The sequence below is a fragment of the Actinomadura sp. J1-007 genome (genome assembly GCF_009793335.1).
Classification (GTDB): Bacteria; Actinomycetota; Actinomycetes; order Streptosporangiales; family Streptosporangiaceae; genus Spirillospora; species Spirillospora yumaensis.
Genome location: NZ_WING01000003.1, coordinates 267427 through 291810 on the forward strand (window position 1 = coordinate 267427; position 24384 = coordinate 291810).

The 24384-nt window shown below is 74.3% G+C and carries 21 protein-coding genes and 2 pseudogenes; 12 read left to right on the top strand and 11 right to left on the bottom strand.

Going from position 1 to position 24384, the window contains the following annotated elements; translation table 11 throughout:
• Positions 1-165: 165 nt before the first annotated feature.
• The 4 genes from GEV43_RS42630 to GEV43_RS42645 are packed head-to-tail and all read left to right on the top strand — an operon-like array spanning position 166 to position 5794.
• Entirely contained in the window at positions 166-2496 is a 2331-nt protein-coding gene (locus GEV43_RS42630) for a cytochrome P450 (protein ID WP_309240278.1), read from the top strand.
• The gene (locus GEV43_RS42635) at positions 2424-3887 is read left to right on the top strand and encodes an MFS transporter (protein ID WP_241684476.1); all 1464 of its coding nucleotides are present in this window, start codon (positions 2424-2426) and stop codon (positions 3885-3887) included. The genes GEV43_RS42630 and GEV43_RS42635 overlap by 73 nt, the downstream gene beginning before the upstream one ends.
• 10 nt (positions 3888-3897) lie before the next feature.
• Positions 3898-4686 (top strand): RNA ligase family protein, encoded by a 789-nt coding sequence (locus GEV43_RS42640; RefSeq protein WP_160826360.1) that lies wholly within the window; start codon positions 3898-3900, stop codon positions 4684-4686.
• Positions 4670-5794: an AAA family ATPase gene (locus GEV43_RS42645; RefSeq protein ID WP_160826361.1), complete on the top strand. Its 1125-nt coding sequence runs from the start codon at positions 4670-4672 to the stop codon at positions 5792-5794. The genes GEV43_RS42640 and GEV43_RS42645 overlap by 17 nt, the downstream gene beginning before the upstream one ends.
• 33 nt (positions 5795-5827) lie before the next feature.
• Here GEV43_RS42645 and GEV43_RS42650 read toward each other — a convergent pair whose 3' ends face one another.
• From GEV43_RS42650 to GEV43_RS42685, 9 genes and pseudogenes are all read right to left on the bottom strand, one after another.
• On the bottom strand, positions 5828-6784 hold the full coding sequence (locus tag GEV43_RS42650; protein ID WP_160826362.1) for an alpha/beta hydrolase: 957 nt from the start codon (positions 6782-6784) through the stop codon (positions 5828-5830).
• A gap of 62 nt (positions 6785-6846) precedes the next feature.
• Positions 6847-7938, bottom strand: a complete 1092-nt coding sequence (locus tag GEV43_RS55645; RefSeq protein ID WP_160826363.1) for a peptidase C39 family protein — start codon at positions 7936-7938, stop codon at positions 6847-6849.
• Positions 7935-8675: a peptidoglycan editing factor PgeF gene (gene pgeF, locus GEV43_RS42660; protein WP_309240279.1), complete on the bottom strand. Its 741-nt coding sequence runs from the start codon at positions 8673-8675 to the stop codon at positions 7935-7937. Before pgeF ends, GEV43_RS55645 begins: the two co-directional genes overlap by 4 nt.
• Positions 8668-9345, bottom strand: a complete 678-nt coding sequence (locus tag GEV43_RS55650) for a DUF1727 domain-containing protein (RefSeq protein WP_309240280.1) — start codon at positions 9343-9345, stop codon at positions 8668-8670. Before GEV43_RS55650 ends, pgeF begins: the two co-directional genes overlap by 8 nt.
• A gap of 119 nt (positions 9346-9464) precedes the next feature.
• Positions 9465-9932: pseudogene (locus tag GEV43_RS55655) on the bottom strand (Mur ligase family protein); the annotation flags it as partial.
• A gap of 12 nt (positions 9933-9944) precedes the next feature.
• Positions 9945-10292: an MFS transporter gene (locus tag GEV43_RS42670; protein ID WP_160826364.1), complete on the bottom strand. Its 348-nt coding sequence runs from the start codon at positions 10290-10292 to the stop codon at positions 9945-9947.
• A gap of 50 nt (positions 10293-10342) precedes the next feature.
• Positions 10343-11209, bottom strand: a complete 867-nt coding sequence (locus GEV43_RS42675; protein WP_160826365.1) for an MFS transporter — start codon at positions 11207-11209, stop codon at positions 10343-10345.
• Positions 11206-11754, bottom strand: a complete 549-nt coding sequence (locus GEV43_RS42680; RefSeq protein WP_160826366.1) for a hypothetical protein — start codon at positions 11752-11754, stop codon at positions 11206-11208. Before GEV43_RS42680 ends, GEV43_RS42675 begins: the two co-directional genes overlap by 4 nt.
• Positions 11703-13355 (bottom strand): hypothetical protein, encoded by a 1653-nt coding sequence (locus GEV43_RS42685; protein ID WP_160826367.1) that lies wholly within the window; start codon positions 13353-13355, stop codon positions 11703-11705. The genes GEV43_RS42680 and GEV43_RS42685 overlap by 52 nt, the downstream gene beginning before the upstream one ends.
• Before the next feature lie 291 nt (positions 13356-13646).
• On the opposite strand from GEV43_RS42685, the gene GEV43_RS42690 reads away from it, so the two are divergent.
• From GEV43_RS42690 to GEV43_RS42715, 6 genes are all read left to right on the top strand, one after another.
• Complete coding sequence (locus GEV43_RS42690; protein ID WP_206681675.1) at positions 13647-14921, top strand: aldehyde dehydrogenase family protein; 1275 nt, start codon at positions 13647-13649, stop codon at positions 14919-14921.
• Positions 14914-16593, top strand: a complete 1680-nt coding sequence (locus GEV43_RS42695) for a thiamine pyrophosphate-dependent enzyme (RefSeq protein ID WP_160826369.1) — start codon at positions 14914-14916, stop codon at positions 16591-16593. Before GEV43_RS42690 ends, GEV43_RS42695 begins: the two co-directional genes overlap by 8 nt.
• Positions 16580-16825: an acyl carrier protein gene (locus tag GEV43_RS42700; protein WP_160826370.1), complete on the top strand. Its 246-nt coding sequence runs from the start codon at positions 16580-16582 to the stop codon at positions 16823-16825. Before GEV43_RS42695 ends, GEV43_RS42700 begins: the two co-directional genes overlap by 14 nt.
• 327 nt (positions 16826-17152) lie before the next feature.
• The gene (locus GEV43_RS42705; RefSeq protein WP_160826371.1) at positions 17153-18871 is read left to right on the top strand and encodes a condensation domain-containing protein; all 1719 of its coding nucleotides are present in this window, start codon (positions 17153-17155) and stop codon (positions 18869-18871) included.
• A gap of 24 nt (positions 18872-18895) precedes the next feature.
• Positions 18896-20197 carry a serine hydrolase gene (locus GEV43_RS42710; protein WP_160826372.1) on the top strand — a complete coding sequence of 434 codons (1302 nt, stop codon included), beginning with the start codon at positions 18896-18898 and terminating at the stop codon, positions 20195-20197.
• A 7-nt stretch (positions 20198-20204) separates the two neighbouring features.
• Positions 20205-21455, top strand: coding sequence for a type III PLP-dependent enzyme (locus GEV43_RS42715; protein WP_206681676.1), 1251 nt, complete (start codon positions 20205-20207; stop codon positions 21453-21455).
• A 355-nt stretch (positions 21456-21810) separates the two neighbouring features.
• Here GEV43_RS42715 and GEV43_RS42720 read toward each other — a convergent pair whose 3' ends face one another.
• Entirely contained in the window at positions 21811-22968 is a 1158-nt protein-coding gene (locus tag GEV43_RS42720; RefSeq protein WP_160826374.1) for a ribonucleotide-diphosphate reductase subunit beta, read from the bottom strand.
• On the opposite strand from GEV43_RS42720, the gene GEV43_RS52685 reads away from it, so the two are divergent.
• On the top strand, positions 22952-23395 hold the full coding sequence (locus GEV43_RS52685) for a hypothetical protein (RefSeq protein WP_160826375.1): 444 nt from the start codon (positions 22952-22954) through the stop codon (positions 23393-23395). The two genes, GEV43_RS42720 and GEV43_RS52685, sit on opposite strands and share 17 nt — an antisense overlap.
• Here the strand turns inward: GEV43_RS52685 and GEV43_RS52690 are convergent.
• Positions 23373-23783, bottom strand: a complete 411-nt coding sequence (locus tag GEV43_RS52690; RefSeq protein ID WP_241684477.1) for a hypothetical protein — start codon at positions 23781-23783, stop codon at positions 23373-23375. The two genes, GEV43_RS52685 and GEV43_RS52690, sit on opposite strands and share 23 nt — an antisense overlap.
• Here GEV43_RS52690 and GEV43_RS56790 point away from each other — a divergent pair.
• A pseudogene (locus GEV43_RS56790) lies at positions 23722-24261 on the top strand (AMP-binding protein); the annotation flags it as partial. The gene GEV43_RS52690 and the pseudogene GEV43_RS56790 overlap by 62 nt on opposite strands.
• Between the last annotated feature and the right edge of the window lie 123 nt (positions 24262-24384).

The window sequence follows — 24384 nt, forward strand, 5'->3', positions numbered from 1 at the left end:
CTCCGGCTATGGGTGATCCGGGTTAAAGGGATGGTCAATAGGGATGTCCGGAACCCGGGAACCCGCGAGCATCCGAGCAGTGCCGGCGCGCACGGCGCCGGACACGCGCACACGGGGGTGGAGATGTCCGTAGTGTCCACGGACTGCACGGCCAAGATGAAACCGGTGGCCGAGTTCAGGCTGCCCGACCTGTCGCTGCCGTTCCCGGCGCCGCGGCCCCGCGGCGACGCGGGCGAGCTGCGGGACGGGCTGTGCCGGTGGGCGGAGGAGCAGGGACTGATCGGCCCGCGCGGCCGGACCCGCCTGATGACCTCGCGGCTGCTGGACCTCGGGCTCGGGCTCGCGTGCGGGGCGCGGGCGGAGCGGGCGCCGGTGCTGCTCGGCTGGTTCCTGTGGATGCTGCTGCTGGACGACCGGGTCGACGACGGACCGTGGGCGGACGGCGGGGTCATCGCCGGTTTCGCCGCGTCCGCGTCCGCGATCGTCCTGCCGGGACCGCGCCGGGACCGGCGCCTCCCGCAGGAGGATCCGATGTTGCGCACGCTGGCCGAGGACCTGTGGCCCCGCACGGCGGAGCTCGCGGACGAGCGCTGGCAGGCGCGGTTCGCCAGGTCGCTGGCGCGGCACCTGTCGGCTCTGTGCGCGCTGGTGGACCTGCGCGACGGCCGCGAGCTGGACGTGCCGGAGTACGTGGCGCTGCGGCGGGACCTGTTCGGCGCTGACGTCTTCTTCGACCTGTTCGAGGCGGTGGACGGGCTCGCGCTCGCCGACGAGGACCGTCCGCCGGCGCTGCGCGACGCCGCCGCCGACGTGATCGCCTGGACCAACGACGTCTATTCGGTGGAGAAGGACCTGGCGTTCCGCGAACGGGCCAACCTCGTGCTGCTGCTCCAGCGGGAGCGGTCCGGAACGTGGCAGGACGCGATCGACACCGCGCACGAGATGGTCGAGCGGCGCTTCCGGGACTTCCAGCAGGCGCGCGCGGCGCTGCCGTCCTGGGACGCGATGGTCTTCGCCGACCGGCTCCAGGCGGCGATGCGCTCCTCGCTGGACTGGCACCGCTCGGTGCGCCGCTACAACTTCCAGCACGCGGCCGGGCCCGGCGCGGGCGGCGGCGCGGTCGACACGCGGCGGACGCCGCCGAGCCTGCTGTGGCCGGAGTTCGAGCGCGACCCGTACCCGCTGTACCGCAGGCTGCGCGAGGAGTTCCCCGTCGTGCGGGACGAGCCGCTGGACGCCTGGCTCGTCAGCCGGTACGCCGACGTGCGGATCGCGCTGACCGACTCGCGGTTCACCTCGCGCAACTACGGCTGGCAGCTCGCGCCCATGTTCGGGCGGACGGTGCTCCAGATGGACGGCCGCGAGCACGCCGCGCACCGGGCGTTCCTCACGCCGGCGTTCCGGGGCAGGGCGCTCGCGCGGCTGACGGAGTCGATCGAGCGGTCCGCCGCCGCGCTCGCCGCGCCGCTCCGCGACCGGGACGAGGCGGACCTCGTGGCGGGGTTCTGCAACCGGTTCCCGATCTCCGTGGTGGTCACCGCGCTCGGGCTGCCCGCCGAGGACGCGCCGCTGTTCCAGGACTGGTACCGGGCGGGCTTCTCCTACCTCGGCAACTACCGGCAGGACCCGGCGACGCTCGCGCGGGGCCTCAGCTCCCGCGACGAGCTCTACGCCTACCTCGCCCCGTTCGTGCGCGAGCGGCGCGCCCGCCCGGCGGACGACCTGCTGTCGGTGCTGTGCGAGGCCGAGGTGGACGGCGCCCCGCTGCCCGACGAGATGATCATGGGGTTCTGCGGGACGCTGCTCGGCGCGGGCGGCGAGACCACCGACAAGTCGCTGTCGTCGCTGCTGCGCAGCCTGCTGGACGACCCCGAGCTGCTGGCGGCCGTACGGGACGAGCCGGGCCTCGCCACGCGGGCGTGGGCCGAGTCGCTGCGCCGCGACCCGCCGGTCCAGGTCGTCCTGCGGCAGACGGCCGGGACCGCGGAGCTGCCCTCGGGCCGGATCCCGGCGGGCGCGACGGTCGCGTGCCTGGTCGGGGCGGCCAACCGCGACCCCGAGCGGTTCTCCGACCCCGACCGGTTCGATCCGTTCCGGACCGACGGGGCGGTGGAGCGGGAGTTCACCGGCGCGGCGACGCACCTGGCGTTCGGCGCGGGCCGGCACTTCTGCCTCGGGGCGCGGCTCGCGCAGGCCGAGGTGGAGATCGGGGTGCGGGTGCTGCTGGAGACGCTCCCGACCCTCCGGTGGGCCCCGGATTTCGCCCCTCCGAAACGGGCCTCCTCACCCGGGCGCCCGCGCGGCTGCTGGTCGCCACGTCCTGAGGGCCCGCTCGCGGCGGCGGCCCGGCCCGCCGCCGCGCGGCGGTCAGTGGGGACGACGCTTCGAGCCTGGACGAAACGATCGCGGGCCACCCTGAGGCCATGGCTTCTGCGACGACGAAGACCCCCGTGGAGAACGGTTCCGCGGCCCCGGGCGCGGGACGGCGCGGCCTGACCCTGGCCGTGCTGTGCGCGGGCATGTTCCTGGTCCTGCTGGACGTGACCATCGTCAACGTCGCGCTGCCCGGCATCGGGGCCGCGCTCGGCACCGGCCTGCCCGGCCTCCAGGGCGTGGTGGACGGCTACGCCGTCGCGATCGCCGGGCTGCTGCTCGGCGGCGGCGCGCTCGGCGACCGGATCGGGCACCGCCGGATGGCGCTGGCCGGGCTCGGGCTGTTCGGCGCCGCCTCGCTCGGCTGCGGGCTCGCGCCCGGCCCGGAGGCCCTGATCGCGGCCCGGGTCGCGCAGGGGGCGGGCGCGGCGCTGCTGCTGCCCGGCAGCCTCGCGGTGATCACGGCGATCTATCCGGGCCGGGCCGAGCAGGCGCGGGCGCTCGGCGTGTGGGCGGGGGTCTCGTCCACCGCGCTGCCCGCCGGGCCGCTGCTCGGCGGCGTGCTGGTCGACTCGGCCGGCTGGCGGTGGATCTTCCTGCTGAACGTGCCGATCGTGGCCCTGGCCGTCGCGGGCGTGCTGGCGTTCGTCCACGAGCCCGCCCGTTCCGGAGCGTCCGGAACCACCGCGGCCCGCGCGGGCGGGGCAGCCGGGCGGCCGCCGCTGGACCGGGCCGGCATGGCCCTCGCGCCCCTCGCGCTCGGCTCGCTGGTCTGGACGGTGATCGCGGCGGGGCACGGCCAGCGCGGCACGGCCGTCGCCGCCGGGGCGGCCGCGGCCGTGGCGGCGGTGGCGCTGGTCGCCGCCGAACGGCGCGCCGCCGCGCCGCTGCTGCCCGGCGCGGTACTGCGCGCCCCGGCGTTCCTCGGCGCGAACGGCGTCGCGCTGATCATGAACCTGGTGACGAACGGCACGCTGTTCGTCCTGACGCTGCAACTCCAGCAGGTCGAGCACCGCTCCGCCCTCGCCGCGGGCGCGCTGCTGCTGCCGATGGCCGTGCCGCTGGCGCTGGTCGCGCCGGTGAGCGGACGGCTCGCCGCGCGCTTCGGCACGTCGGCGCCCATCGGCGCGGGCGTGGTGGTCGCCGGCGCGGGCGCGTTCGGGCTGCTCGCGGTCGGGCCGGACGGGTCGTACGCGGCGCTGCTGCCCGTCATGGTCGGGATCGGCGTCGGGGACGGGCTGATCGTCTCCGCGGTGGTCGCGGCCGCGATGCGGTCGGCCCCGCCGGGGCGGGCGGGCCTCGCCGGAGGGTTCAACAACACCGCCCGGCAGGTCGGGACCGCGCTCGGCGTCGCGGTGTACGGCGCGATCGCGGGCCCGGCGAGCCCGGCGGCGCGGACGCCCGCGTTCCACTCCGGCGTGCACGCGCTGGCGTGGGTGAGCGCGGGGCTGTGGGCGGCGGCGCTGGCGCTGACGGCCGGTAAATGGCTTGGCAGGTTCCCGGCCGTTCGTTAGAACGGTCGGCATGCTCCGCAAATACCCCCGGACCCGGCACATCGAGGGCTCCCGGCTCCAGCCGGGGGACCACGATCTCGCCAGCGTGCCGTTCCGCGAGATCGCCGGGCGGTACCTGGTCGTGGAGGAGAAGCTGGACGGCGCCAACGCCGGGATCAGCTTCTCCTCCGACGGCGGGCTGCGGTTGCAGAGCCGCGGGCACTTCCTGGCGGGCGGCCCGCGCGAGCGGCAGTTCGGGCCGCTGAAGGCGTGGGCCTCGTCCGTCCAGCACGTCCTGCGGGAACGGCTCGGCGACCGCTACGTGCTGTACGGGGAGTGGCTGTACGCCAAGCACACGATGTTCTACGACGCGCTCCCCCACTACTTCTGCGCGTTCGACGTCCTCGACCGGTCCGACGGGACGTTCCTGTCCACGGCCCGCCGCCGTGAGCTGCTGGACGGCGCGCCGGTCGTGTCGGTGCCGGTCCTGCACGAGGGGCCGCTCGCCGATCTCGCCGCGCTGACCGCGTTCGCCGGGCCGTCCACCTGCCGCACCGGCGCGTGGCGCGACGCGCTGCGCGAGGCGGCCGTCGCGGGCGGCGCCGACCCCGCGCGCGTCGCGGACGAGACCGACCGGTCCGACGACATGGAGGGCCTCTACATCAAGGTCGAGGAGGACGGGCGGACGGTCGGCCGCTGCAAGTGGGTGCGGCCGAGCTTCCTGACCGCGATCCTCGACTCGGGAACGCACTGGCAGGACCGTCCGATCGTCGCGAACGGCCTCGCCGACCCGGAGGTGCTGTATGCGGGTGTTCGCTGACCTGTGCCCGGCGCCGCCGCACTGGCAGGTGCCATGGCCGGAGATCCGCGAGGCGTTCGGCTGGGTGCGGAGCCTCAGCGGCGTGCCGCAGGACGCCGTCCACCACGCCGAGGGCGACGTCGAGGTGCACACGCGGATGGCGTGCGAGGCCCTCGCGTCGCTGCCGGAGTGGCGGGAGCGTCCCGCGAGCGAACGGGTCCGGCTGTTCGCGGCGGTCCTGATGCACGACGTCGCCAAGCCCTCCTGCACGCAGACCGACGCGGACGGGCGGATCACCGCGCGCGGCCACTCGCGGCGCGGCGACCTGATGGTGCGGCGGATCCTGTGGGAGCTCGGCGCCCCGGTCGCGTGGCGCGAGCACGTCGCGGCGCTGGTGCGGCACCACCAGGTGCCGTTCTGGGCGCTGGAACGGCCCGACCTGCGGCAGATCGCGTTCCGGGTGAGCCTGCTCGCCCGCAACGACGACCTGGCGCTGCTCGCCACCGCCGACATCCTCGGTCGCGTCTGCGGCGACACCGGGGAGATCCTCGACAACGTCGCGCTGTACGCGGAGTACTGCGCCGAGCAGCGCTGCCTCGACCGGCCGCGCGCGTTCCCGTCCGACCACGCCCGGTTCTGGTTCTTCCGCAAGCCTGACCGCGACCCCGACTACGCCGCCTACGACGACACGCGCCTGACCGTCACGGTGCTGTCGGGCCTGCCCGGTGTCGGCAAGGACCACTGGATCGCCGAGAACCGTCCCGGTCTGCCCGTCGTCAGCCTGGACCGGCTGCGCGCCTCGATGGGCGTCTCCCCCGCGGGCGACCAGCGGCCGGTGGCCGCCGCCGCGCACGCGCTGGCGCGCGAGCACCTGCGGGCGGGCCGCTCGTTCGTGTGGAACGCCACCAACGTGTCGCGGATGCTGCGCGAGCAGTGCACCGGCCCGATCGCCGACTACCGGGGACGCGTCGAGCTGGTGGCGCTGGAGGCGCCGCCGCGCGTCCTGCGGGAACGCAACCGGGCGCGCGAGGCGCCCGTCCCGGACGCGGTCGTCGACCGGCTCGTCCGCCGCTGGGAGACGCCCGACCCGACCGAGGGCCACCGGGTGCGCTGGCTCTCCACCGCCTGACCCTCGCGCGGCGCGGGTAGCGGCGACGGGCGTTCAGCAGGAGGTGACGGCCTTGCCGATGAACGCGGCCTGCCGTTCCCGCTCGCGCCGCCCCGCGACGAAGGGGAACGAGGCGAACCCGTGCGCCCCCTCCGCGACGATGTCGAGCTCGGCCGCGTTCCCGGCGGCCCGCCACCGCGCGGCCATGAACAGCGAGTCGTCCAGCAGCGGGTCCTCGGTGCCGACGACGAACCGCGCGGGCGGCAGGCCCCGCAGGTCCGCGTACAGCGGGGAGATCGCGGGATCGCGGCGTTCCTCCAGGCCCGTTCCCGGGAGGAACTGCTCGTAGAACCAGCGCATCGTCGCCGTCGGGATCACCAGCTTGTCGACGCCCGCGCGCTGGCTCGGCGTCATCGACAGGTCGAACACGCCGTAGGTGAACTGCGCGGCCCGGAACGCGCGCGCCCGTTCGCCCAGGCGCAGCAGCGTCAGGGCCGCCAGGTGCGCGCCCGCCGACTCCCCCGCGATCGCGAGCCGGTCGGTGCCGAACTCGGCCGCCGCGTTCTCGACGAGCCAGCGCGCGGCGTCCTCGCAGTCGTCGGGTCCGGCCGGGTGCGGATGCTCGGGCGCGAGCCGGTAGTCGACGCTCACGACGGCGACCGCCGCGGCCCGCGCGAGGTTCACCAGGTCGGGGTCCTGGCTGTCGGCCGTCCCGAGCGTCCAGCCGCCGCCGTGCAGGTGCAGCAGGACGCCGCGCGCCGCGCCGTACGGCGGCAGGACCCTCACCCGGACGTCGCCGTCGCGCCCGGGAACGGCCCGGTCGACGGCCTCGGGCAGGCGGACGGGGGCGGGGAAGACGCTCTCGCCGTTCTCGCGGGCGGCGCGGATCGCGGGGGCGTCGTCGGCCTCGTGCGGGAGGGGCGCGGCGGCCAGCGCCTCCGCGAGCAGCCCGTTGCCGCGCCGGGTCTCGTCCGCCACGTCCTGGTCGATGAGCAAGCCTGGGATCGCCATGGCTTCGAGCCTGGCACCGCGTCCCGGCCTTTTCGAGACCCAACGGCGAGGGCGCCCGGCCGTCACCAGTTGGCGGGGTCGGGAGGCGGGGGCAGCGCGTGGCCGGGCGGGTGGATGACGTAGACGACGCCGCCGCTCGCCGCGTGCCAGCATCGTTCGAACGGTTCGCGGGGGTAGACGCGGCGCACGCCGTGGTGGTCGGGAGCGGCGGGGTCGTTGACGATCACGTCGCCGTCCGGGGTGACACCGGTGATGACGAGAAGGTGACCGCCGGTGGCGTATCCGGCACCGGGCAGGTCGCCCCGGCCGAAGGCGAGCGAGGCGACGAGCGGGACGCCCGCGCGCAGCAGGACTTCGGCCTCGGGCAGGCCGCGGAGCCGGGTGACGAAGCCGTCCAACCCGAACCGGCCCGCGTAGGCGGTGTTGAACGGCCAGTTCCCCGTCCCGGCGAAAGCGTGGTCGTAGACGTGCCGGGCCGCGTGGTCCACGTCCGCGGCGGCACCGGACGGGCACCGCTCCTCGACGGGGTCCGGCCCGGCATTCCAGTAGGAGAGCACCATCGCCATGCAGGTAGGACTGCACCAAGCCGCGCCGCCGCCCCAGTGCGGGTGCCGGTGCGCGTACTGCGAACGCCTGGGCACCTCCAGCTCGATCCCGTCAAAGCCGTCGGGCCGTGTTGTACGGCGGCGATAGACGGCGGAGGCCATCGTCCCCTGGGTCAGCACGCGCGGACCGGACGACATCCCGGGCCTGCGGAAGAGGGTGAGACGGGTCTGGTAGGCGTGCCACGGCCTGCCGGGCGCCGCGACGAGCGTGTCCACCGCGACTCGCGCGTGCTCGTCGGCCTGCGCGGGCACCGAGGCGCGGCGTACGTCCCCGTCGCCGTACGCCCACCGGCCGAGCACGTACCAGGGGGTGGACGGGCACGTGCCGCGAAGCCCGATCTCGATCCAGGTGCCGGGCGGCGTGTCCGCCGTCCACGACAGGACCAGCTCGGTGGCGCCGAACGCGACGGCGGTCTCAGGGCCGACCCACCGGGCGTACTCCCATGCGCCGGAACGACCGGCCGGAGCGCCGAACCCCACACCGTCCCGCACCACCGCGCCCTGGACGGTGCCCGCGCCGAACGAGGCGCGGCGGAACGCGACGTTCACGGTTCGAGCCACACGTAGCCGGCGAAGTCGCCCGTCGGCCCTTCGCGCCGGTAGGAGAACAGCTCCGGCGACTCGTACGTGCAGCGCCGGTCGTGGCGGACGTCGGACACGCCCGCCGAACGGAGCTGGACCTCGATCGCGGCACGCAGGTCGACGGACGGGGTGCCTCGCCGGGTCGTGGCCCAGGCGCCCGGCGCGGCGGCGGCGGTCTCCTCGCGCAGGCGCGCGGGCACCTCGTAGCACAGCCCGCACACGGCGGGACCGACGAGCGCGGTGACGCGCGGCCGTTCGGCCCCGTGCGCGGTCATCAGCTCCAGCAGCCGCGGGACGATCCCCCCGGCGACGCCCGGCCGTCCCGCGTGGGCGGCGCCGACGACGCCGCCGACCGGATCGGCCAGCAGGACGGGCGCGCAGTCGGCCACCAGCACGGCCAGCGCCAGCGAGACGTCGGTGGTGCACACCCCGTCCACGGACGGCGCCTCCGCGGCGCACGGCGCGGAGACGTGCCGCACCTCCGTTCCGTGCGTCTGGCGCATGTAGACGACCCGGCCGCTCGCCAGCCCGAACGAGGCGGCGACCTTGGCCCGCGCGTCGCCGCGGACCCGCGCGGCCGTCTTCGGACCGAGCCGTTCGACCTCCTCCGGGGTGAGGCTGATCCCGGCGCGGCGGTCGGTGAACGCCGCGCGCGCCGCGCCGATGGCCAGCACGGACGGCCCGCCCACGGGCGGCTCAGGCACCGACGGCCTCCTCCCTGATGGCCCGGACGAGGTCGAGGAACCCGGTGTAGTTGGCGACGACCTCCAGCAGGCCCGGCGGCGCGGCGGCGCAGGCTTCGCGCAGCGAGGAGACGACCGTGAAGGCGATCCCGTTGAGGTCCAGCCGCACCGCGAGGTCCAGATGGCGCTCGCCCGCGACGAAGACCGCCGACCCGCGCAGGGCGGCGAAGTCCACGTCCCAGATCCAGGAGGTGTCCCGGCCGTCGAGCTGCCGGGCGTTCAGCACGAGCAGGACCGCCGCCGCGCCCCGCACCACGCAGAACGTCTCGGCCCAGCTCGCCGGGTTCTTGGCCAGCAGCAGCCGCACGCGCCGCCCGGCGACGTCGACGATCTCGTACCGTCCGGCGACGGAGCGGACGTCCCGCAGCCGTACCGAGCCGGCGGCGGGCGCGACGCCCAAGGACGCCGCCGTGGCGAGCGCCATGGCCGCGTTGGAGACGTTGATCCGGCCGGGCAGTGCGAGCCCGATCGCGGTGGCCTCGTCCGTCCTGCCGGAGACGAGCCGGTCGCCGACCAGCGCCCAGTCGGGGCGGGGCGTTCCAGGCCGCAGCCGTCGCAGCGCCAGGCGCCGCCGGGCGGGTGGTCGAGCAGCCCCCGGCACGCCGGGCACCATCGCGAGTCCCGCTCCCACCTGCCCTCGACCGCGACCCACACCACGTGCCGGGCGGCGGACGCGGCCCAGCAGACCTGGGCGTCGTTGCAGTTGGCGACCACGGTCGTCCGCGGCGCCCGGCCGAGGGCCTCCCGCCAGCGCTTGGCGATCAGGAACGTCTCGGGGCTGCGGTCGAGCTGGTCCCTGCTCAGGTTGAGCAGGACCACGGTGTCGGCCCGGGTCTCGTCCCGCAGGCCAGGCAGGTAGCGTTCGTCCACCTCCAGCACGCTGTAGCGGGCGGTGCGACCGCGGCCCGCGAGCGCGTTGACGATGCCGGCGGGCATGTTGGCGCCCGTGGCGTTGCTGACGGCGCCGCCCTCCCCCGCCAGGATCGCGGCGATGAGGCGCGTGGTGGTGGTCTTGCCGTTCGTCCCGCTGACGAGTACGACGTGCAGCGGTCCGGTGAGTTCCCGGAGCGCGTTGGGTGCGAGCGCCAGGGCCGTCCTGCCGAGGACGGTCCCGGCCCCGGCGCGGGAGGTCTTGCGGTAGAGGTAGCTCGCCATGGTCCCGGTCAGCAACGCGAGCTGGGTCCGAACGCTGAGTCGCGGCATCCTCTGGCTCTCCATCGCGGGCCCGCGCTAGGTCGCCTGCTTCTGCGGCGCCCGCGTGGTCGCGGGCGTGGTGGGCTGGAGGAACAGCCTGCCGAGCAGGACGATCGGGGCCGCCATGGCCAGGCAGATCACCACCGCCGCCCAGGGCAGGCCCGCGAGCACCACGGTGCCGCCGACGACCGCGCCGAGCAGCATGCACGCGTCCGTCAGGGGCAGCAGCATCGCGTAGTAGCGGCCGGAGAAGGAGTCGGGCAACCGGATCTGGACCTCCGCGAAGAACACGACCGTCGCGGCCGACTCCAGGACCCCGGCGACCACCATGAGGGCGCAGGCGGACGCGAAGCCCGGCGTGAACGGCAGCAGGAGCCAGCACACCCCTTCGAGGATGTTGCCGATGAAGTAGAGCCGGTTCGGCTGGATCCGTTTCAGCCGGGGGCGGCGATGCTCCCGAGGATCCCGCCGAACGCCATGGCCGCCATCAGGTAGCCGAGGGCGCCGTGCAGGGAGGGGAAATGCCTGATCGAGTACTCCGACAGGAAGATCCGGCCGACCCCGAGCGCGAAGACGTAGGTGAACCCCGTGATGGTGAGGGCGCTCAGCGTGCCGTCCACCCGTACGACCTCCGCGAGGCTGCGGGCGTTGTCGGTGAACAGCCGTCCGACGATCCCCCGCAGCGACAGCAGGCCGGCCCCCGAGGCGCGGGCGGCGGGTTCGGGCGCGGAGGAACGGGGCATCCGGCCGAGGCCGAGGAGCGGCACGCACGCCAGCACGGTGAGCAGCCCGCCGCCGTAGAACAGCCAGTCCAGATCGCCGACGACCAGGAGCGGCCCGACCATCGCGGGACCGAGGACGTCGGGGACGCGCTCGGCGGTGACGATCGAGGCGTTGCCGTCCATCTCCCGCCCCTCGGGGATCAGCCAGCTCCGCAGGGCCATCCGGGCGGGGCCGGTGAACATCGAGGTCAGCCCGAGCGCCACGGCCAGCACGCAGAGCTGCCACAGCGCCGAGGTGAGCGGCATGAGCACGGTGAACGCCGCGGACGCCAGCGACGCGACGATGGCGATCCGCCGCGGGTCCCGCGCGTCGATGTACCCGCCGACCGAGGGCCCGAGCAGGAAGTTCGGCAGGATCCGCAGGCCGATCACCAGCCCCAGTCCGAGCCCGGTGCCGTACTCGTGCAGGATCAGCAGCGGCAGGCCGACCAGGACCAGGCCGGTGCCGAGGCCCAGGATGAAGATCGACCCGGCCAGCCTGGTGATCGGAGCGGTGGCCCGGGAGAGCACCGCGCTCACCGGCCCGCCCCGGCGGCGCGGACGTCGTGCGGCGTCGTGCCCGCGCGCGGCACGGCATCGGGGTCGTCCAGGACGAACCGTCCGGCCCCGTCCGGCCGGAACCCGGCCCGCACGAAGACGTCGCGCGCGGGGGTGTTGCGGGGGGTCTCGACGAGAAGGCCGACCGTTCCCCGGCGGACGAGTCCGGCCGCCTCCAATGCCGCCGCGAGGAAGACGGGGCCGACGTCGAGGCCGATCACCCGGCAGCTCACCGCCAGGGCCGAGACGGTGCTCCCGTCGAGCACGCAGGCGCACGCCAGCCCGTAGTCGGCGAACCGGTCCCGGACCCATCCCGCGTACAGGCGGCAGCCGCGCTCGACCATCGCGAGCAGGTCCTGCTCGTCGGCCCTCAGGCCGGTGGTGGTGAACTGCGTCGTACGCGACAGCAGCTCGGCGATCCGGGCGAGGCCGCGATCGGGCGGCGCACCGACCTCCAGCACCACCCGCAGGTCGGTCAGGAAGTCGGCGGGGCTCGCCGCGCCGGCGCGGTCCTCCCGGTCGAGCATCGCCCGCGTCGTCTCGGTGCGGGTCCTCGCCTCCGTGGTGGCCGCGCGCGGCTCGCACCCCGGCATGGCGAGGAGCCGCGCGCGGAACTCGTGCACGGGCGCGTCGAGGATCTGGACTCCCGGCAGGTTGCGGCGGACCTCGGCACGTTCCACCGGGTGGTCGTCGAGGAAGAGGACCTGGTCGGGGTGAGGCCGAGGCGGGCGCACAGGGTCCGCAGGTTCTCCGACTTGGCGTCCCAGTTGATCTGATGCGTCACGAAGTCCTCCGGTCGCAGGGCGAGCGGGTGCGCCAGCTTCTCCCACGCCCGCGTCGTCGCGTCCCGGTCGCCCTTGCTGCACGTGCTCAGCAGGATCCCGCGCTCCTTGAGGAGGCGGAGCGCCTGGTGGAGGCCGAGACGCATCCAGCGGTCCGTTCCGTCGGAGTCCAGCCACTCGGGGCCGTCGTCGGCCAGGACGCCGGGCCACAGCGTGCCGTCCAGGTCCACGGCGACGCACTTGACCCTGCCGATGCCGCGGTGGATCTCCCAGCAGGCGAGGTACTCCTCGGCGAGCGCGCGGCCCAGCGCCGGCAACTGGTGCACCTCGCCGATCTCCGGATCGACCATTCCGCCGTGGTGCGCGAAAGGGAAGACCGTGTCGTCGAACAGGCGCGCGGCGCCGGCGCGGACGGCGAGGCGCTCCTCGTCCACGACCATGACGCGGCCGGACTCCGCGCCCGCCGCGAGCGCGTCGATATGGCAGTTGACCTCGGCGACGATCTGCCGGAAGTTGACCGGCTCCCGGTAATCGAGGCGGCCGAACGGGGAAAATGCGGGTGGGGCCAGGTTGTGCACGAGCGCCAAGCGCCCCGCCGCCACCGCGTCGAGTTCGCCAATTCTTCCGGCGATGGAACGTTTGAGCGCTTCAAGTCGCCGTTTCCGCACTTCGTGCGGCACCAGCGCACCGTGGTCCCACAGGCGCGACAGATATAGCTCACCAGGGAACTGCAAGACGACGATATCCGGATCGCAGGCGGCGACGTCCTGCTCCAACGCGCCCGGACCGGCGGGCCAGCGGTGCGTCACCTGCACGTCGATTCTCCGGCGCAGCCCGGCCCGTACGAGGCTCTCGGCCGTGAACTGCCCGACACATCCTCCGACGATGAGCATCGACAAAGACGAAAGCGGCGGGCCGTTTGCGAAATCGTCCACTCCGACCGGGTCGGACTGCCAGTACGGCCGTTCCGTCCATCCCTCTGGCCCCGGGCCCGCGAGCGGCTCCGGCGCCTCGGCCGCGCCGGCGAGCCCGGCCACGGCCCGCTCCGCGAGCGCGCCGTCGTCCTCGCTCGCGAGCATCCCCCGCGAGGCGAGAAGCGCCAGTACAGCGGGCATGTCGACGCCGTCGCGGCCGGCGCCGCCGCCCGCCGCGCGGGGCGCGCCGTCCTCGCCGAGCGCCTTCAGCGCCTCGGCGACCTGGTTCGTCACCACGATGCGCCGACCGGTGACCACATTTGTCAAAAGCGCACAGTCCGCGGCCTGAATGATCTTGGTGTGGGTGCTGAGCCGGGGCGGGTTCGGGCTGCTGTACGACCAGGCGGGAGGCTTGTCGGAATCACTGGCCACGACTCAGCACAGTAGCAACGCGAACTAAGGAAATCATGTGATGTAGATCACATTGCATTCTTTCGCGGCGATATTCATATTGGGACCTTGTGCGCGTACCGGCGCGGATTGGAAGCGCCGCCTGCGCGCCGCCACGGAGAGACGGCCACCTCAGCGGCGGTCGCTGAACCGAGCAGCGGCCGATGAACGCCGTCGGCGGGAGTGTGCATGAAAGCGACCATGCCATCGGACGAGGTAACGGAAATCTCCCTTGACGCCGCGCGGACATTGGCCGGCCATCGCAATCGCCTGGTGGACACGCTGACCGGGATAGCGACGGCGGACGCGGCGACCGACGAGGTCCACCGCTCCATCGCCACTCTCGCGGGAGCGCGCTGGGAACTGCGCGCCCAGGATCCGATGCGGCTCGACCGGGTCGTCGTCTTCCTGCCTTCCAACAATGTCCTCTACTCCTACGTCCTCTTCGGGCTTATCCCGGCCCTCTATGCCGAGCAGGTCATTCTCCGGCCGTCCACGCGCAGCATGGCCGCCGCCGAAGCGGTCCACCGGGAGATGACCGAACTGCTGCCGCGAGGGCTCACCCGCCGGGTCGCCCTGCTCCCCACCACGCAGGTGCGCATGGTCGAGCTGGCGAGGGACGCGGACATCGTCGCCTTCACCGGCCAGTACCAGAACGGCCTGTCCATCGCGGACCGGATCGGCGGCCGGCCGCGGATGCTGCTGTTCGGATCCGGGCCGAACCCCGTCGTCGTCGGCCCGGCCGCCGACCCCGCCGTCGCCGCCAAGGACGTCCTGCGGGCGCGCCTCTACAACTCCGGCCAGGACTGCCTGTGCCCGGACCTGATCTTCGCCCACGCGAGCGTCGCCGAACGGCTGGCCGACGAGATCGCCGCGGTCCTGGCCGACACGCGCGTGGGAGAGCGCGCCGACCCGCGCACCACGGTCGCGCCCCTGGTGTACCCCGACGCCGTGGAGACCGCCGCCGGCTTCCTGCGCGAGCACCGCGCCCGCGTCCGCCACGGCGGCGCGGTGGAGGCCGAGGCGGGGGTGGTGGAGCCGACGGTCCTGATGTTCGAGCAGGACGCCGAGGTCCATCCGCCCGAGCTGTTCTCCCCCGTGTTCCCGATCGTCCCGTACGGCGACGCGAGCGTGATCACCCGCTGGGCCGAGGACGCGCGCGAGGTCCAGCGCGGGATGTACCTGTCCAACTACGGCGAGCCCGCCCTGCCGCACGACGTCGTCGGCTCCGCGGTCGTGTGCCGCGACGCGACGGCGTTCGACGTCGAGGACGGCAACCGGCCGTTCGGCGGCCACGGCGTGGCGGCGAGCAGCGTCCACCAGGACGGCCGCGTGTGGACCGGTCCGCTGCTGCTCTCCGAGCAGGCCGCGCGGCTGGCCCGGCGCCCCGCCGCGGAGGCGCGCCACGCGAGTCCGCCGCGCGCCTCCAGCGCCGTCACGGCGGGCGGCCCGCGCTCATCTGGACCACCGGGGCCGGTGGGACCACCGGGGACGGCCGCGGGATCGGCGGTCGGCACGTCCGGCGGAAGGGGCGCCGGCGGTGGCTGATCTCTGGACGGCGGTCGCGGAGACGTTCGCCGACGCGGGCGCCGCCGCGGTCTTCGGGCTGCCGCGCGACGAGCGCGGGCTGCTCGACGCCGCCGCCGTGCTCGGACGGCCCCGGGCGTTCGCGGTGCGCGACCAGCGTTCGGGAGCGTGCCAGGCCATCGGGTACGCGCAGGCCGCCGGACGGCCCGTGGTGATCGAGCTCTCGTCCGGCCCCGCGTTCCTCAACGCGCTCGTCGGCGTGTCCGAGGCCGCGTCGGTCGGGGCCCCGATCGTGGTGGTGACCACCCGGACGCCGAACGAGGGCATCGCCCGGGGAGGGTTCCAGGAGCTCGACCAGCTCGGCGTCGCCGGGCCCGTCGTCGGCTGGAGCTACCGGGTCGAGCGAGCGGACCGGCTGGCCTGGGCGGTCCGGAGGGCGACCGCCCTCGCGGCCCGGTGCCGCCCGTCGGTGTCCCTGCTGGAGATCACCGACGAGCTGGCCGGCGCCGACATCCCGCCGTCCCCGCGCGACCCCGGTCCGCCGCCCGGCTGCGTGCCGTTCGACGACGACCTCGACCGCGCCGTACGGCTGATGCGGGGCGCCCGCAGGCCGCTGATCGTGGCGGGCGGCGGCGCGCGGTCGGCCGGACGCGAGCTGGAACGGCTCGCGGAGGTCTGGGACGCCGCGCTCGCCACGACGGCGTCCGGCCGGGGCGGCGTGGACGAGAACCACCCCCTGTCCTGCGGCCTCGTCGGCCTGTACGCGACGCCGCCGCTGGACGAGGTGCTGAACGACGCCGACGTGGTCCTCGCCGTCGGAACGCGCTGGGAGGAGACCGCGACGATGGACTGGCCCGGCCTCGCCGGCGCGTCCGTCGTCCACGTGGATCGCGACGTCACCGCCTTCGACCGTTCGGTGCCCGCCGACGTGGCCCTCCTCGGAGACGCCGCCGCGACCGTCCGGGCCCTGCTGGCGCGCATGCCCGAGCCGGAGCCGCTCGCCGATCCACAGGGCGGCAGGGCGTGGCGGGAAACGGTGGCCGTCGCGCGCGAGAAGGCCCGCCAGAACTGCGAGGTGGACTTCCAGAGCAGCCCTACCGGCGCGGCGCTGCGGCGCGTGGCCGAACGCCTGGGAGAGTCGTTCGTCCTCGCCCAGGACAACGGGCTCCACGACATCTGGGGCTACCACTTCCCGCTCGTCCGGATCGGCCCGGCGAGCACGGCCATCACGCCCGGCGAGCAGACGATGATGGGCTTCGGGCTGGGTGCCGCGGTCGGCGCCGCCTTGGCCGAGCCCGAACGGCCGGTGCTCGCGACATGCGGCGACGGCGCGTTCTCCATGGGCCTTCCGGCGCTGTTCACCGCGGCGGAGCACGGCTGCCGGCTGGTCGTGCTCGTCTTCGACGACGAGGGGTTCGGGTGGCCCCGGGCCGTGCGCCGGCACGAGGGCGGGGAGCAGAGCCTCACCCGCTTCCCCACCCCGCTTCCCGTCGTGGAGCTGGCCCGCGCGCACGGCGCCCTCGCGCGGACCGTGCGTTCCGCGGCCGAACTCGACGCGTACCTGGACGAGGCGCTCCCGCTCGTCCGCGCGGGCACCGCCGCCGTGGTGCACGTCCCCACCTTCGACACCGACGTCCCGCCCGGTGTCGAACGCCACTTCGCCGAGGCAAGGAGGAACGGTGACGCAAACTGAGATCGTCCAGGAACTCGCCCGCATCGTGCACGAGGTCGCGGAGGTGGACCTCGGCGACGCGACCCCGGAGGCGTCGCTCACCGAGGACCTCCTCGTGGACTCCCTGTCCGTCGTGGAGATCTACCTGACGGCGGAGGACACGTTCGGCGTGCGGATCCCTGAGGAGGACCTCACCAGGTTCCGCACGCTCGGCGACGCGGCCGACTACATCGGCCACGCCCTCGCCGGATGACGGACGGCGCGTGATGGGGCCGCGAGCACGCACCGCACCGTTGACCTGGGGGCAGCTCAGCCCGTGGCGCCTCGACGCCGCCAACGCGGTCGCCGCTCCCGAACTGCTGAACCGCAACAACCTGAGCTACCACTGGTCCCTGCCCGAGCCCGTGACCGAGCGGGCGTGCCTTCGCGCGATCGAGCGCCTGACCGCCAGGCACGAGGCGCTGCGCACCAGCTACCCGACCTCGGCCTCGACCGGCGAGCCGTACCAGTCGATCCAGGACGAGGCGGGCCGTGCGTCGAGGTCGCCGACGGGAAGGCGCTGGTCGCGGAGTTCGGGTCCGTGGCGGCCTACGTGGAACGGACCGGTGAGCTGCCGTTCGACATCGGCGCGCGTCCGCCGGTGCGGTTCACGGTGGTGCGCGCGGACGACGGCCGCGTGCGGGAGCTCTGCTTCTTCGTCCACCACATCGTGGTGGACGACTGGGGCGTCCAGTTCCTCTGGGACGACCTCACCTCGCTCCTGGCCTCCGACGCCGCGGCGCGGACGCGCGGCAACGCGCGGCGTGTCGAGCAGCCGAGCGACAGGGCGCGGTACGAGTCGTCCGCCGAGGGCGGCGCGCGCAACGCCCGGAGCCTGCGGCACTGGGACGCGACGCTGGAACGCTGCCCGCCGACGCCGCTGCCGTTCTGCCGCGTGCCGTTCCCCGAGGGCGAGAACTGCACGGCGGAGCTCACCTCGCACGTCCTCGGGCCCGCGCTCGCGCGGCTGTCGCGGCGCGCCCGGGTGCCCGAGTCCCACCTGTGCCTCGCGCTCACGGCCCTGCTCTACACCGCGTACACGCGTACGAGCGGGTGCGTGGTGCACTGCCTGGTCTCCAACCGGTTCACCGCGCCGCCCTCGGCGTCGTGCGCGTTCCAGATCGTCCCGGTCGCGCTGGAACCCGGCGCGGCGGGCGACCTGCGGGAGCTGCTGGAGCGCACGCGCGACGAGGCGAGGGCGCTGATGCTGCACGGCCGCTACGACCTCATCGAACGGCTCGCGCTGGTGCTCCGCAAGCAGGCGGAGACGTCGCGCAACCTGTTCCATCGCGTGGAGTTCAACTACGTGGTGCCCAGCCGCAACACCGCGGGCCCGCCCGGCGTCCCCAAGGCCGAACGCGGCGCCACGCCCCGGCGCGCCGCCGAGGCGGCACCGGCGACGCGTTTCCGCTGGGCGCTCAGCCAGGAGGACCCGCTACCGGACCTGTTCAGCATCCGATTCGTCAACCACAAGGCCGAGGGCGTCGTCGACGTCCGCCTCGGCACCAACACCGCCGTCGCCGACCGGACGCGATGCCGCGAGCTGCTCGACTGGCTGGAGACGGCGGTCCTCGACCTCGCCTCGGGCACGCGGAGCCTCGACGCCGCCGGTCTCGCCTCGTTGAGCGAAAGCGTCCCGCGCATCGAACTGCCGCCGGACGCCGTTCCCGCCCGCTACCAGGGCCGCCCGGTCGATCTGGCGGCGGTCGGGCGCGGCCTGGCCTCCGCCGCGCCGTCCGCGTCCGCGATCGAGGTCCTGTGCGACCGCGCGCCGTCCGGCGAGGAACGGCTCGTCGCCTGCCTGGCGGACGATCCGGACGAGGCCGCGGTACGCGCCGTACGCCGCGGGATGCTGGCGGCGATGGAGGCCGACCCGTCGGTCGTCATGCCCGACCGCTTCATCGTGCGCCGCCGCCCGCCGCGGGACCCGGGACGGCTGGACGCCTGGACGGCGGCGGACCGCGAGGGCGACAGCGGCGAGGGCGACGGCCGCGACCGGTATGACGGCACGGGCCGGACGGGCCCGCCGCGGCCTGCCCGCACGGCCGCCGAACGAGCCCTCTCCGACGCGGTCGCGCAGGGCTGCGGCGAGACCGCCGTGGACCTCGCCCGTTCTTACCCGGAGTGCTCCGGCGACCTCGGGAAGGCGGGCGAGGTCGTACGGCTGGTGCGCGAGCGGGGGTTCACCGGCCTCACCCATCTCGATCTCGCCACGCTCACGCCCCTCGCCGAGCTGGCCGCGGCCATGCGCCGCATCTGACCCCGGCCTCCCAAGGAGTCACCGATGGCACGAACGCCTCCGTCGCGCGAGACGCGCTCCGCCCACCTGGCCAAGGTGCTGTGCGAGTCGGTCCGCGCCCAGCGGTTCGAGGAGATCATCGACTTCGGGCCGGACGAGATCGAGCATCCGGTCAAGGGCGAGCGGATCCGCACCATGCCCTACCTCGATCTCGCCGTCATCGAACTCGGCGCCGACGACCGGCCCGTGGCCGCCGCCAACGCCCTGCTCTCCCCGGACTACCCCGACCCGGTCGCCGTGGAGATCGACGACGACTGGGGCACGTCCTCGGTCCGGTGGAAGCGGTGGGACGGCCGGGCGTGGGAGACGGCCGACTGCGGGACCGAGGACGCCGAAGGCGGCAGCGCGGACGGCCCGTACCGCTTCATGTCGCCCTATCCCGCCTGCCTGCACAAGCTGATGGTCGCCTTCCGCGTGCTGCGCCTCGTCGACGAGGGCGTCCTCGACCTCGACGCGAGCCACACCTACGAGCCCGAGGAGGACGACCGGCCGCCCGGCTCCTGCCGGCCCGGCACGCGCACGCTCCGCGACTGGCTGGACCGCATGATCTCCATCTCCGAGAACCAGGCGGGCTGCGCGCTGATCAAGCTGCTGCACGACCGCGGCGAGATCGACGCCATGCACGCCGAACTCGCCGGCCTCGGGCTGCGGACGCTGCGGCTCGACGGCACCAACCCGCGCAGCGGAGGGCGGTGGCGGCCGGGCCGGGTCACCATGACGGCGCTGGACACCGCCCGGCTGCTGACGATCGTCAACGGGGCCCGCGGGACGCTGTGGCACACGGCCTCCGGCGCGCCCGTGGACGGCGGGCTGCTGTCGGCGGACTCCCGCGCGTTCCTCGTCGGGCTGCTCCTGGACCAGGGGTACAACGAGGTGCTGTCCACGGCGAACTGGGGCAGGGCCGACTATCCCGCACCGGGCATCCCGCACGCCGTGTCGTCCCGCTGGGTCGATCCGGCGGACGGCACGGTGACCATGCCGGACCTCGCCTACGGACGGGACGTGCGCCCCTGGCAGGGGGCCGCGGAGGTCACGTTCGCCCACAAGATCGGCCAGACGTTCAACAGCGGAGCCGACGCCGGGATCGTCAGGTCGCTGCCGGGCAGCCCGTGGCGGCGCTACGTCGTGGTCGCGCTCTCGAACCTCGGCATCAGGTTCGCCGATCCCAGGTTCGCCGGGTTCACGAGGCTGCCGGCGTCCTACCCCGGGCAGGTGCAGTTCACCGAGAAGCTCGCGGGGCTGGGCCGGGCCATCGACGACGCCCTGGCGGCCATGAATGGCAGGTAGGACCGGGGTGGACGGCACGGACCGGACGAGCGGCGAGGCCGAGGCTGGGGCCGCTACGGTCTGGGGCGGGCGCGAGTACGAGCGGATCCGGGCGTTCCTCGACTCCGAGCAGCGGGCGACACCGTACCTCGTGACCGATCCGGCGATCGCCGCGGACCGGTTCCGGCGCATCGGCGACGCGTTCCCCGGGGCGCGGGTGTACTACGCGGTGAAGGCCAATCCCGAACGCGCGGTGCTCGAAGAGCTCGCGGACCTCGGCGCGTCGTTCGACGTGGCGAGCCCGGCCGAGGTGCGCGCGTGCCTGGCCGCGGGAGCGCCCGCGTCCGCGCTCTGCTACGGCAGCACCATCAAGAAGCCCGCCGACATCGGCTTCGCGCACGAGCTCGGAGTACGGCTGTTCGCCTTCGACAGCCCCGGCGAGCTGGACAAGATCGCACGGAACGCGCCGGGGGCGTCGGTCTTCTGCCGGCTCCTCGTCGACAACGCCGGCGCGCAGTGGCCGCTCGGCCGCAAGTTCGGCTGCTCGCCGGAGACGGCGGTGGAGATCCTGGACGAGGGCCGACGACGCGGCCTGCGCCCCGTCGGCGTGTCGTTCCACGTCGGCTCGCAGCAGCTCGATCCGTGCAGTTGGGACCGCGGGATCCAGCTCGCCGCGCAGACGTTCCGCGCGTCCGCCCGGCGCGGGCTGCGGCTGGAACTGCTCAACCTGGGCGGCGGCTTCCCGGCCCGCTACACCGCCCCGGTGCCGCCGATCGAGCACTACGCGGACCGCGTCCACGACTCGCTGCGGCGGCACTTCGGCGGCCGGGTCCCCGCGCTGATGCTGGAACCGGGGCGTTCGGTCACCGCGGAGGCCGGGGTCATCCGCTCGCAGGTGGTGCTCGTGACGCACCGGGCCCACGGCGACGGGCGCCGCTGGGTGTACCTCGACATCGGCAGGTTCGGCGGCCTGGCCGAGACGGAGGGCGAGGCGATCCGGTACCCGCTGGTGACCGGGCACGACGGCCGCCCGGCCGGGCCGGTGGTGATCGCCGGACCGACCTGCGACAGCGCCGACGTGCTCTACGACACGGCCGGTTACCGCCTGCCGTTGAGCCTCGCGGACGGCGACCACGTGGACATCCTGTCGGCCGGCGCGTACACCGCCACATACGCGTCGTCGGGGTTCAACGGATTCCCGCCGTTGAGGACGTACACGCTCGAACGGCCGGTGGCTCCGCACGCGAGCACGCCCCGACAGAGGTACGCCGCACCATGAACGCCACGCCCGGATGCCGCCGTCACCCACAGCGGGCCGCGACCGACGCCCCGCCGTCAGAGCCGACCTCGGCGCGACCCGCGCACCAGCCGCCCCCGATCTCGGCGCCGCCCACAGCTCGGCCGTGCCCGGTCGCAGCGCCGCCTGCGGCTCAGCCCTGCCCGGTCGCGGCGCGGCCTGCGGCTGAGCCGAGCCCGGTCTGGACGCGGTCTGCGGTTCAGCTCTGCCCGGTCTCGGCCCGGCGCGCGGCTCAGTCCTGCTCGGTCGCGGCGCGGCCTGCGGTTCAGCCCTGCCCGATCTGGACGTGGGCTGCGGTTCAGCCGTGCCCGGTCTCGGCCCGGCGCGCGGTTCAGCCCTACCCGGTTGTGCCGCCGGGGGGCGCGGTCGTCAGGGAGGCCGGGACCTCTCGGCAGCGGTCCATCAGGTGGTCGACGGCCGCTGATCCGAAGCCGATCTCGCGGAGGCGGCGCCGCGCCAGCCGCCTGAGCCGTTCCGCGGTCTGCTCGGCTCCCGCCGCGCCGCCGCCGTTCCGCCTCGGCGGAACGTCCCGCCGCTGCGGGGCTTCCCGGTCGCCGCCGGTCGCCGCGAAATCGATGTGGACGGCCAGCGGGAGCATCTCCTCCAGGAGGTCGAACATCTCGTCGTGATATCCGTCGGCGAGCCCTCGTCGAAGCGCGTGCATTCCGTAGCCGACATGGCGTGCCTCGTCGCGGAGCATCGCCGTGAATCCCGTTTTTATGCCTTGGAGAAAGGAGACGCGCCCGAGCCCTTGAACGAGCGTGCGCTGACCGTCCAGCGCGAGGAGGCCCTCGGTCACGAAATGGAAGACGGTGACCGCTCGGAGCCATCGCGCGTGGTCGCCGGGATTGCGCGACAGTTCCTTGACTATCTCTGCCTCGACAATGCTGATCTGGCGATAGGCGGGCGGCAGGTCGGACCATGCCGTGGGCAGTTGGGCGGCGAGTCCCCCGCTCTTGCCGAGCACCTCATCGGCAATTCTCGCCATCATCGCGGTATGCCGTGACTCGTCCGCGACCTGCGTTCCCAGGAAGAGCAGGTCGTGCTCGCCCGGACAGGACGCGAGGATGGGTCCTAGCAGCTCAAGGCCGGTGTACTCGCCGACGACGAAGGTGTGCATGACGCGCGTGAGCCGGTCGCGCAGGACTCGCGGCATACGGTGCGCCCATTCCTCGCCGTCGGGTCCGAGTTCGACCTCTTCGGCGGACCACTGCTGCCGTTCCCAACGGCGGTAAAGGCCGCGGGCGTCGGGCCTTCCGGCCAGCACGGCGTCCGCGTGCCCGGCGATTTCCCCGAGGGGGACGCCCGGCATCTCATCGAGTTCGGCCTCGTCGAGCAGGAAGGCACTCCATCGCCCCATGAGAACTCCTTCTCGGTATGGACCCATGGTAACCCGCGAGTTATGATCCGAGGAAGCGAGTTCGTCCCGAAAACGTCCGGTGAACAGCGGAGGACGGATGGCCGCACCATCGGCTGTTTTGGCGAAAGAATCCATCGAGGTCGTTCGCGAAGGGGGCGCGCGCGGCGAGCGCGGACTGGTCGCCGCGCTCGCCGCGGAATTGGCCGGGCTGCTCGAAAGGCACCTGCACGACTGCGGCGCCGAGCCCGCCCGCACGCCGGTCGCCATGGTCGTGGGCGCCTACGTGCGGTCGCGCGTCGAGTCGTTCCTCACGGCCGCCGAGGCGCGCGGCGCGCGAATGCTGCCGTCCACGTCGCTCGGGCTCGAACCCGTGCGGCTCCTCCAGCCCTTCGTCGAACGCACCGGATGGCACGGCCCCTGCTACGCCATCTGCACGCCCGGCGCCGACACGCGCCAAGCGGAGCGGTGGGCCGCCGCCGCGGGACGTCCCGCCCTGGTCGTGACCGTAAGCCCCGAGCCCGGCCGGTTCGTCCTGGACGTCACGCTGGTCGGGCCGGCATGACGGCGCGGTACGGGCCCCTGACGATCGACCGGGAACCGGTGGACGCGGCGACGCTGCGGCGTCTCGCCGACGACGCCGCGGCGGCCGTGCCGCCGATGGCCGCCGGTGACACCCTGGCCTGCGCTTCCGACGACCCGCTCACCGTCCTGGTCACCGTCCTCGCCGCGCGCAGTACGGGCGTCCCCGTGATGCTCGGCGACGCGCCCTTCGGCGGGGCCGCCGACGCGCCGCGCGTGGGTGCGCGGCTGCTCGTCCGCTCGGGGAAGGTCGAGGCCCACCGCAATCCGGAGCCGACCGGAACGCCGGTGCCCGAGGAGACCGCGGTCGTGTTCTGGACGTCGGGCACCTCAGGGGAGCCGAAGGCGGTCCTGCACCACGCCGCGGCCATGGACTACCAGGCGAGGGCGACCGCCGAGCGGCTCGCCATCGCGAAGGACGACGGCCTGCTGCTGCCCCTCCCCCTCACCCACTCCTACGGGCACAGCGTGATGCTGACCTGGCTGCGCAGCGGGGCCGCGCTGCACGTCCAGAACGGGTTCCGCGCCGAACCGGTCGCGCGCGCCCTGCTGGAGGACGGCGTGACCACGCTCGACGGCGTTCCCACCAGCTACGTGCTCCTGCTGCGGATGGCACGTTCCGACCCCGACCTGCGGCGGGCCCTCGCCTCGCTGCGGGTGCGCGGATGCGGAGGCGACGTCCTGCCCGAGCCGTTCGCCGAGCGGTTCCTCCGGGACGTCGGCGCGCCGCTCCACGACGGCTACGGGCTCACGGAGGCCGGGCCCAACGTGGCGATCGGTTCGCCGTCGGACCACAAGGCCGGAACGGTCGGCCGCCCCCTGCCCGGAACCCGGGTGCGGATCGACGGCGAGACCGGCGAGACCGGCGAGGTGCTGGTCCGTAGCCCCAGCCTCATGATCGGCTACCTCGGCGCGCCCGGCGACGCCCCTTCCGGCCTCGACGGGGACGGCTGGCTGCGGACGGGCGACGCG

What these genes read in the sequence shown, in the direction of transcription:
- GEV43_RS42650 (WP_160826362.1), bottom strand. Translation starts at nt 6,784, where the DNA reads ATGGCGATCCCAGGCTTGCTCATCGACCAGGACGTGGCGGACGAGACC.
- GEV43_RS42680 (WP_160826366.1), bottom strand. Translation starts at nt 11,754, where the DNA reads ATGCTCGACCGGGAGGACCGCGCCGGCGCGGCGAGCCCCGCCGACTTC.
- GEV43_RS42635 (WP_241684476.1), top strand. Translation starts at nt 2,424, where the DNA reads ATGGCTTCTGCGACGACGAAGACCCCCGTGGAGAACGGTTCCGCGGCC.
- GEV43_RS52690 (WP_241684477.1), bottom strand. Translation starts at nt 23,783, where the DNA reads ATGGCCGCGGCGTGGTGCAGGACCGCCTTCGGCTCCCCTGAGGTGCCC.
- GEV43_RS42640 (WP_160826360.1), top strand. Translation starts at nt 3,898, where the DNA reads ATGCTCCGCAAATACCCCCGGACCCGGCACATCGAGGGCTCCCGGCTC.
- GEV43_RS42720 (WP_160826374.1), bottom strand. Translation starts at nt 22,968, where the DNA reads ATGGATTCTTTCGCCAAAACAGCCGATGGTGCGGCCATCCGTCCTCCG.
- GEV43_RS42710 (WP_160826372.1), top strand. Translation starts at nt 18,896, where the DNA reads ATGGCACGAACGCCTCCGTCGCGCGAGACGCGCTCCGCCCACCTGGCC.
- GEV43_RS42645 (WP_160826361.1), top strand. Translation starts at nt 4,670, where the DNA reads ATGCGGGTGTTCGCTGACCTGTGCCCGGCGCCGCCGCACTGGCAGGTG.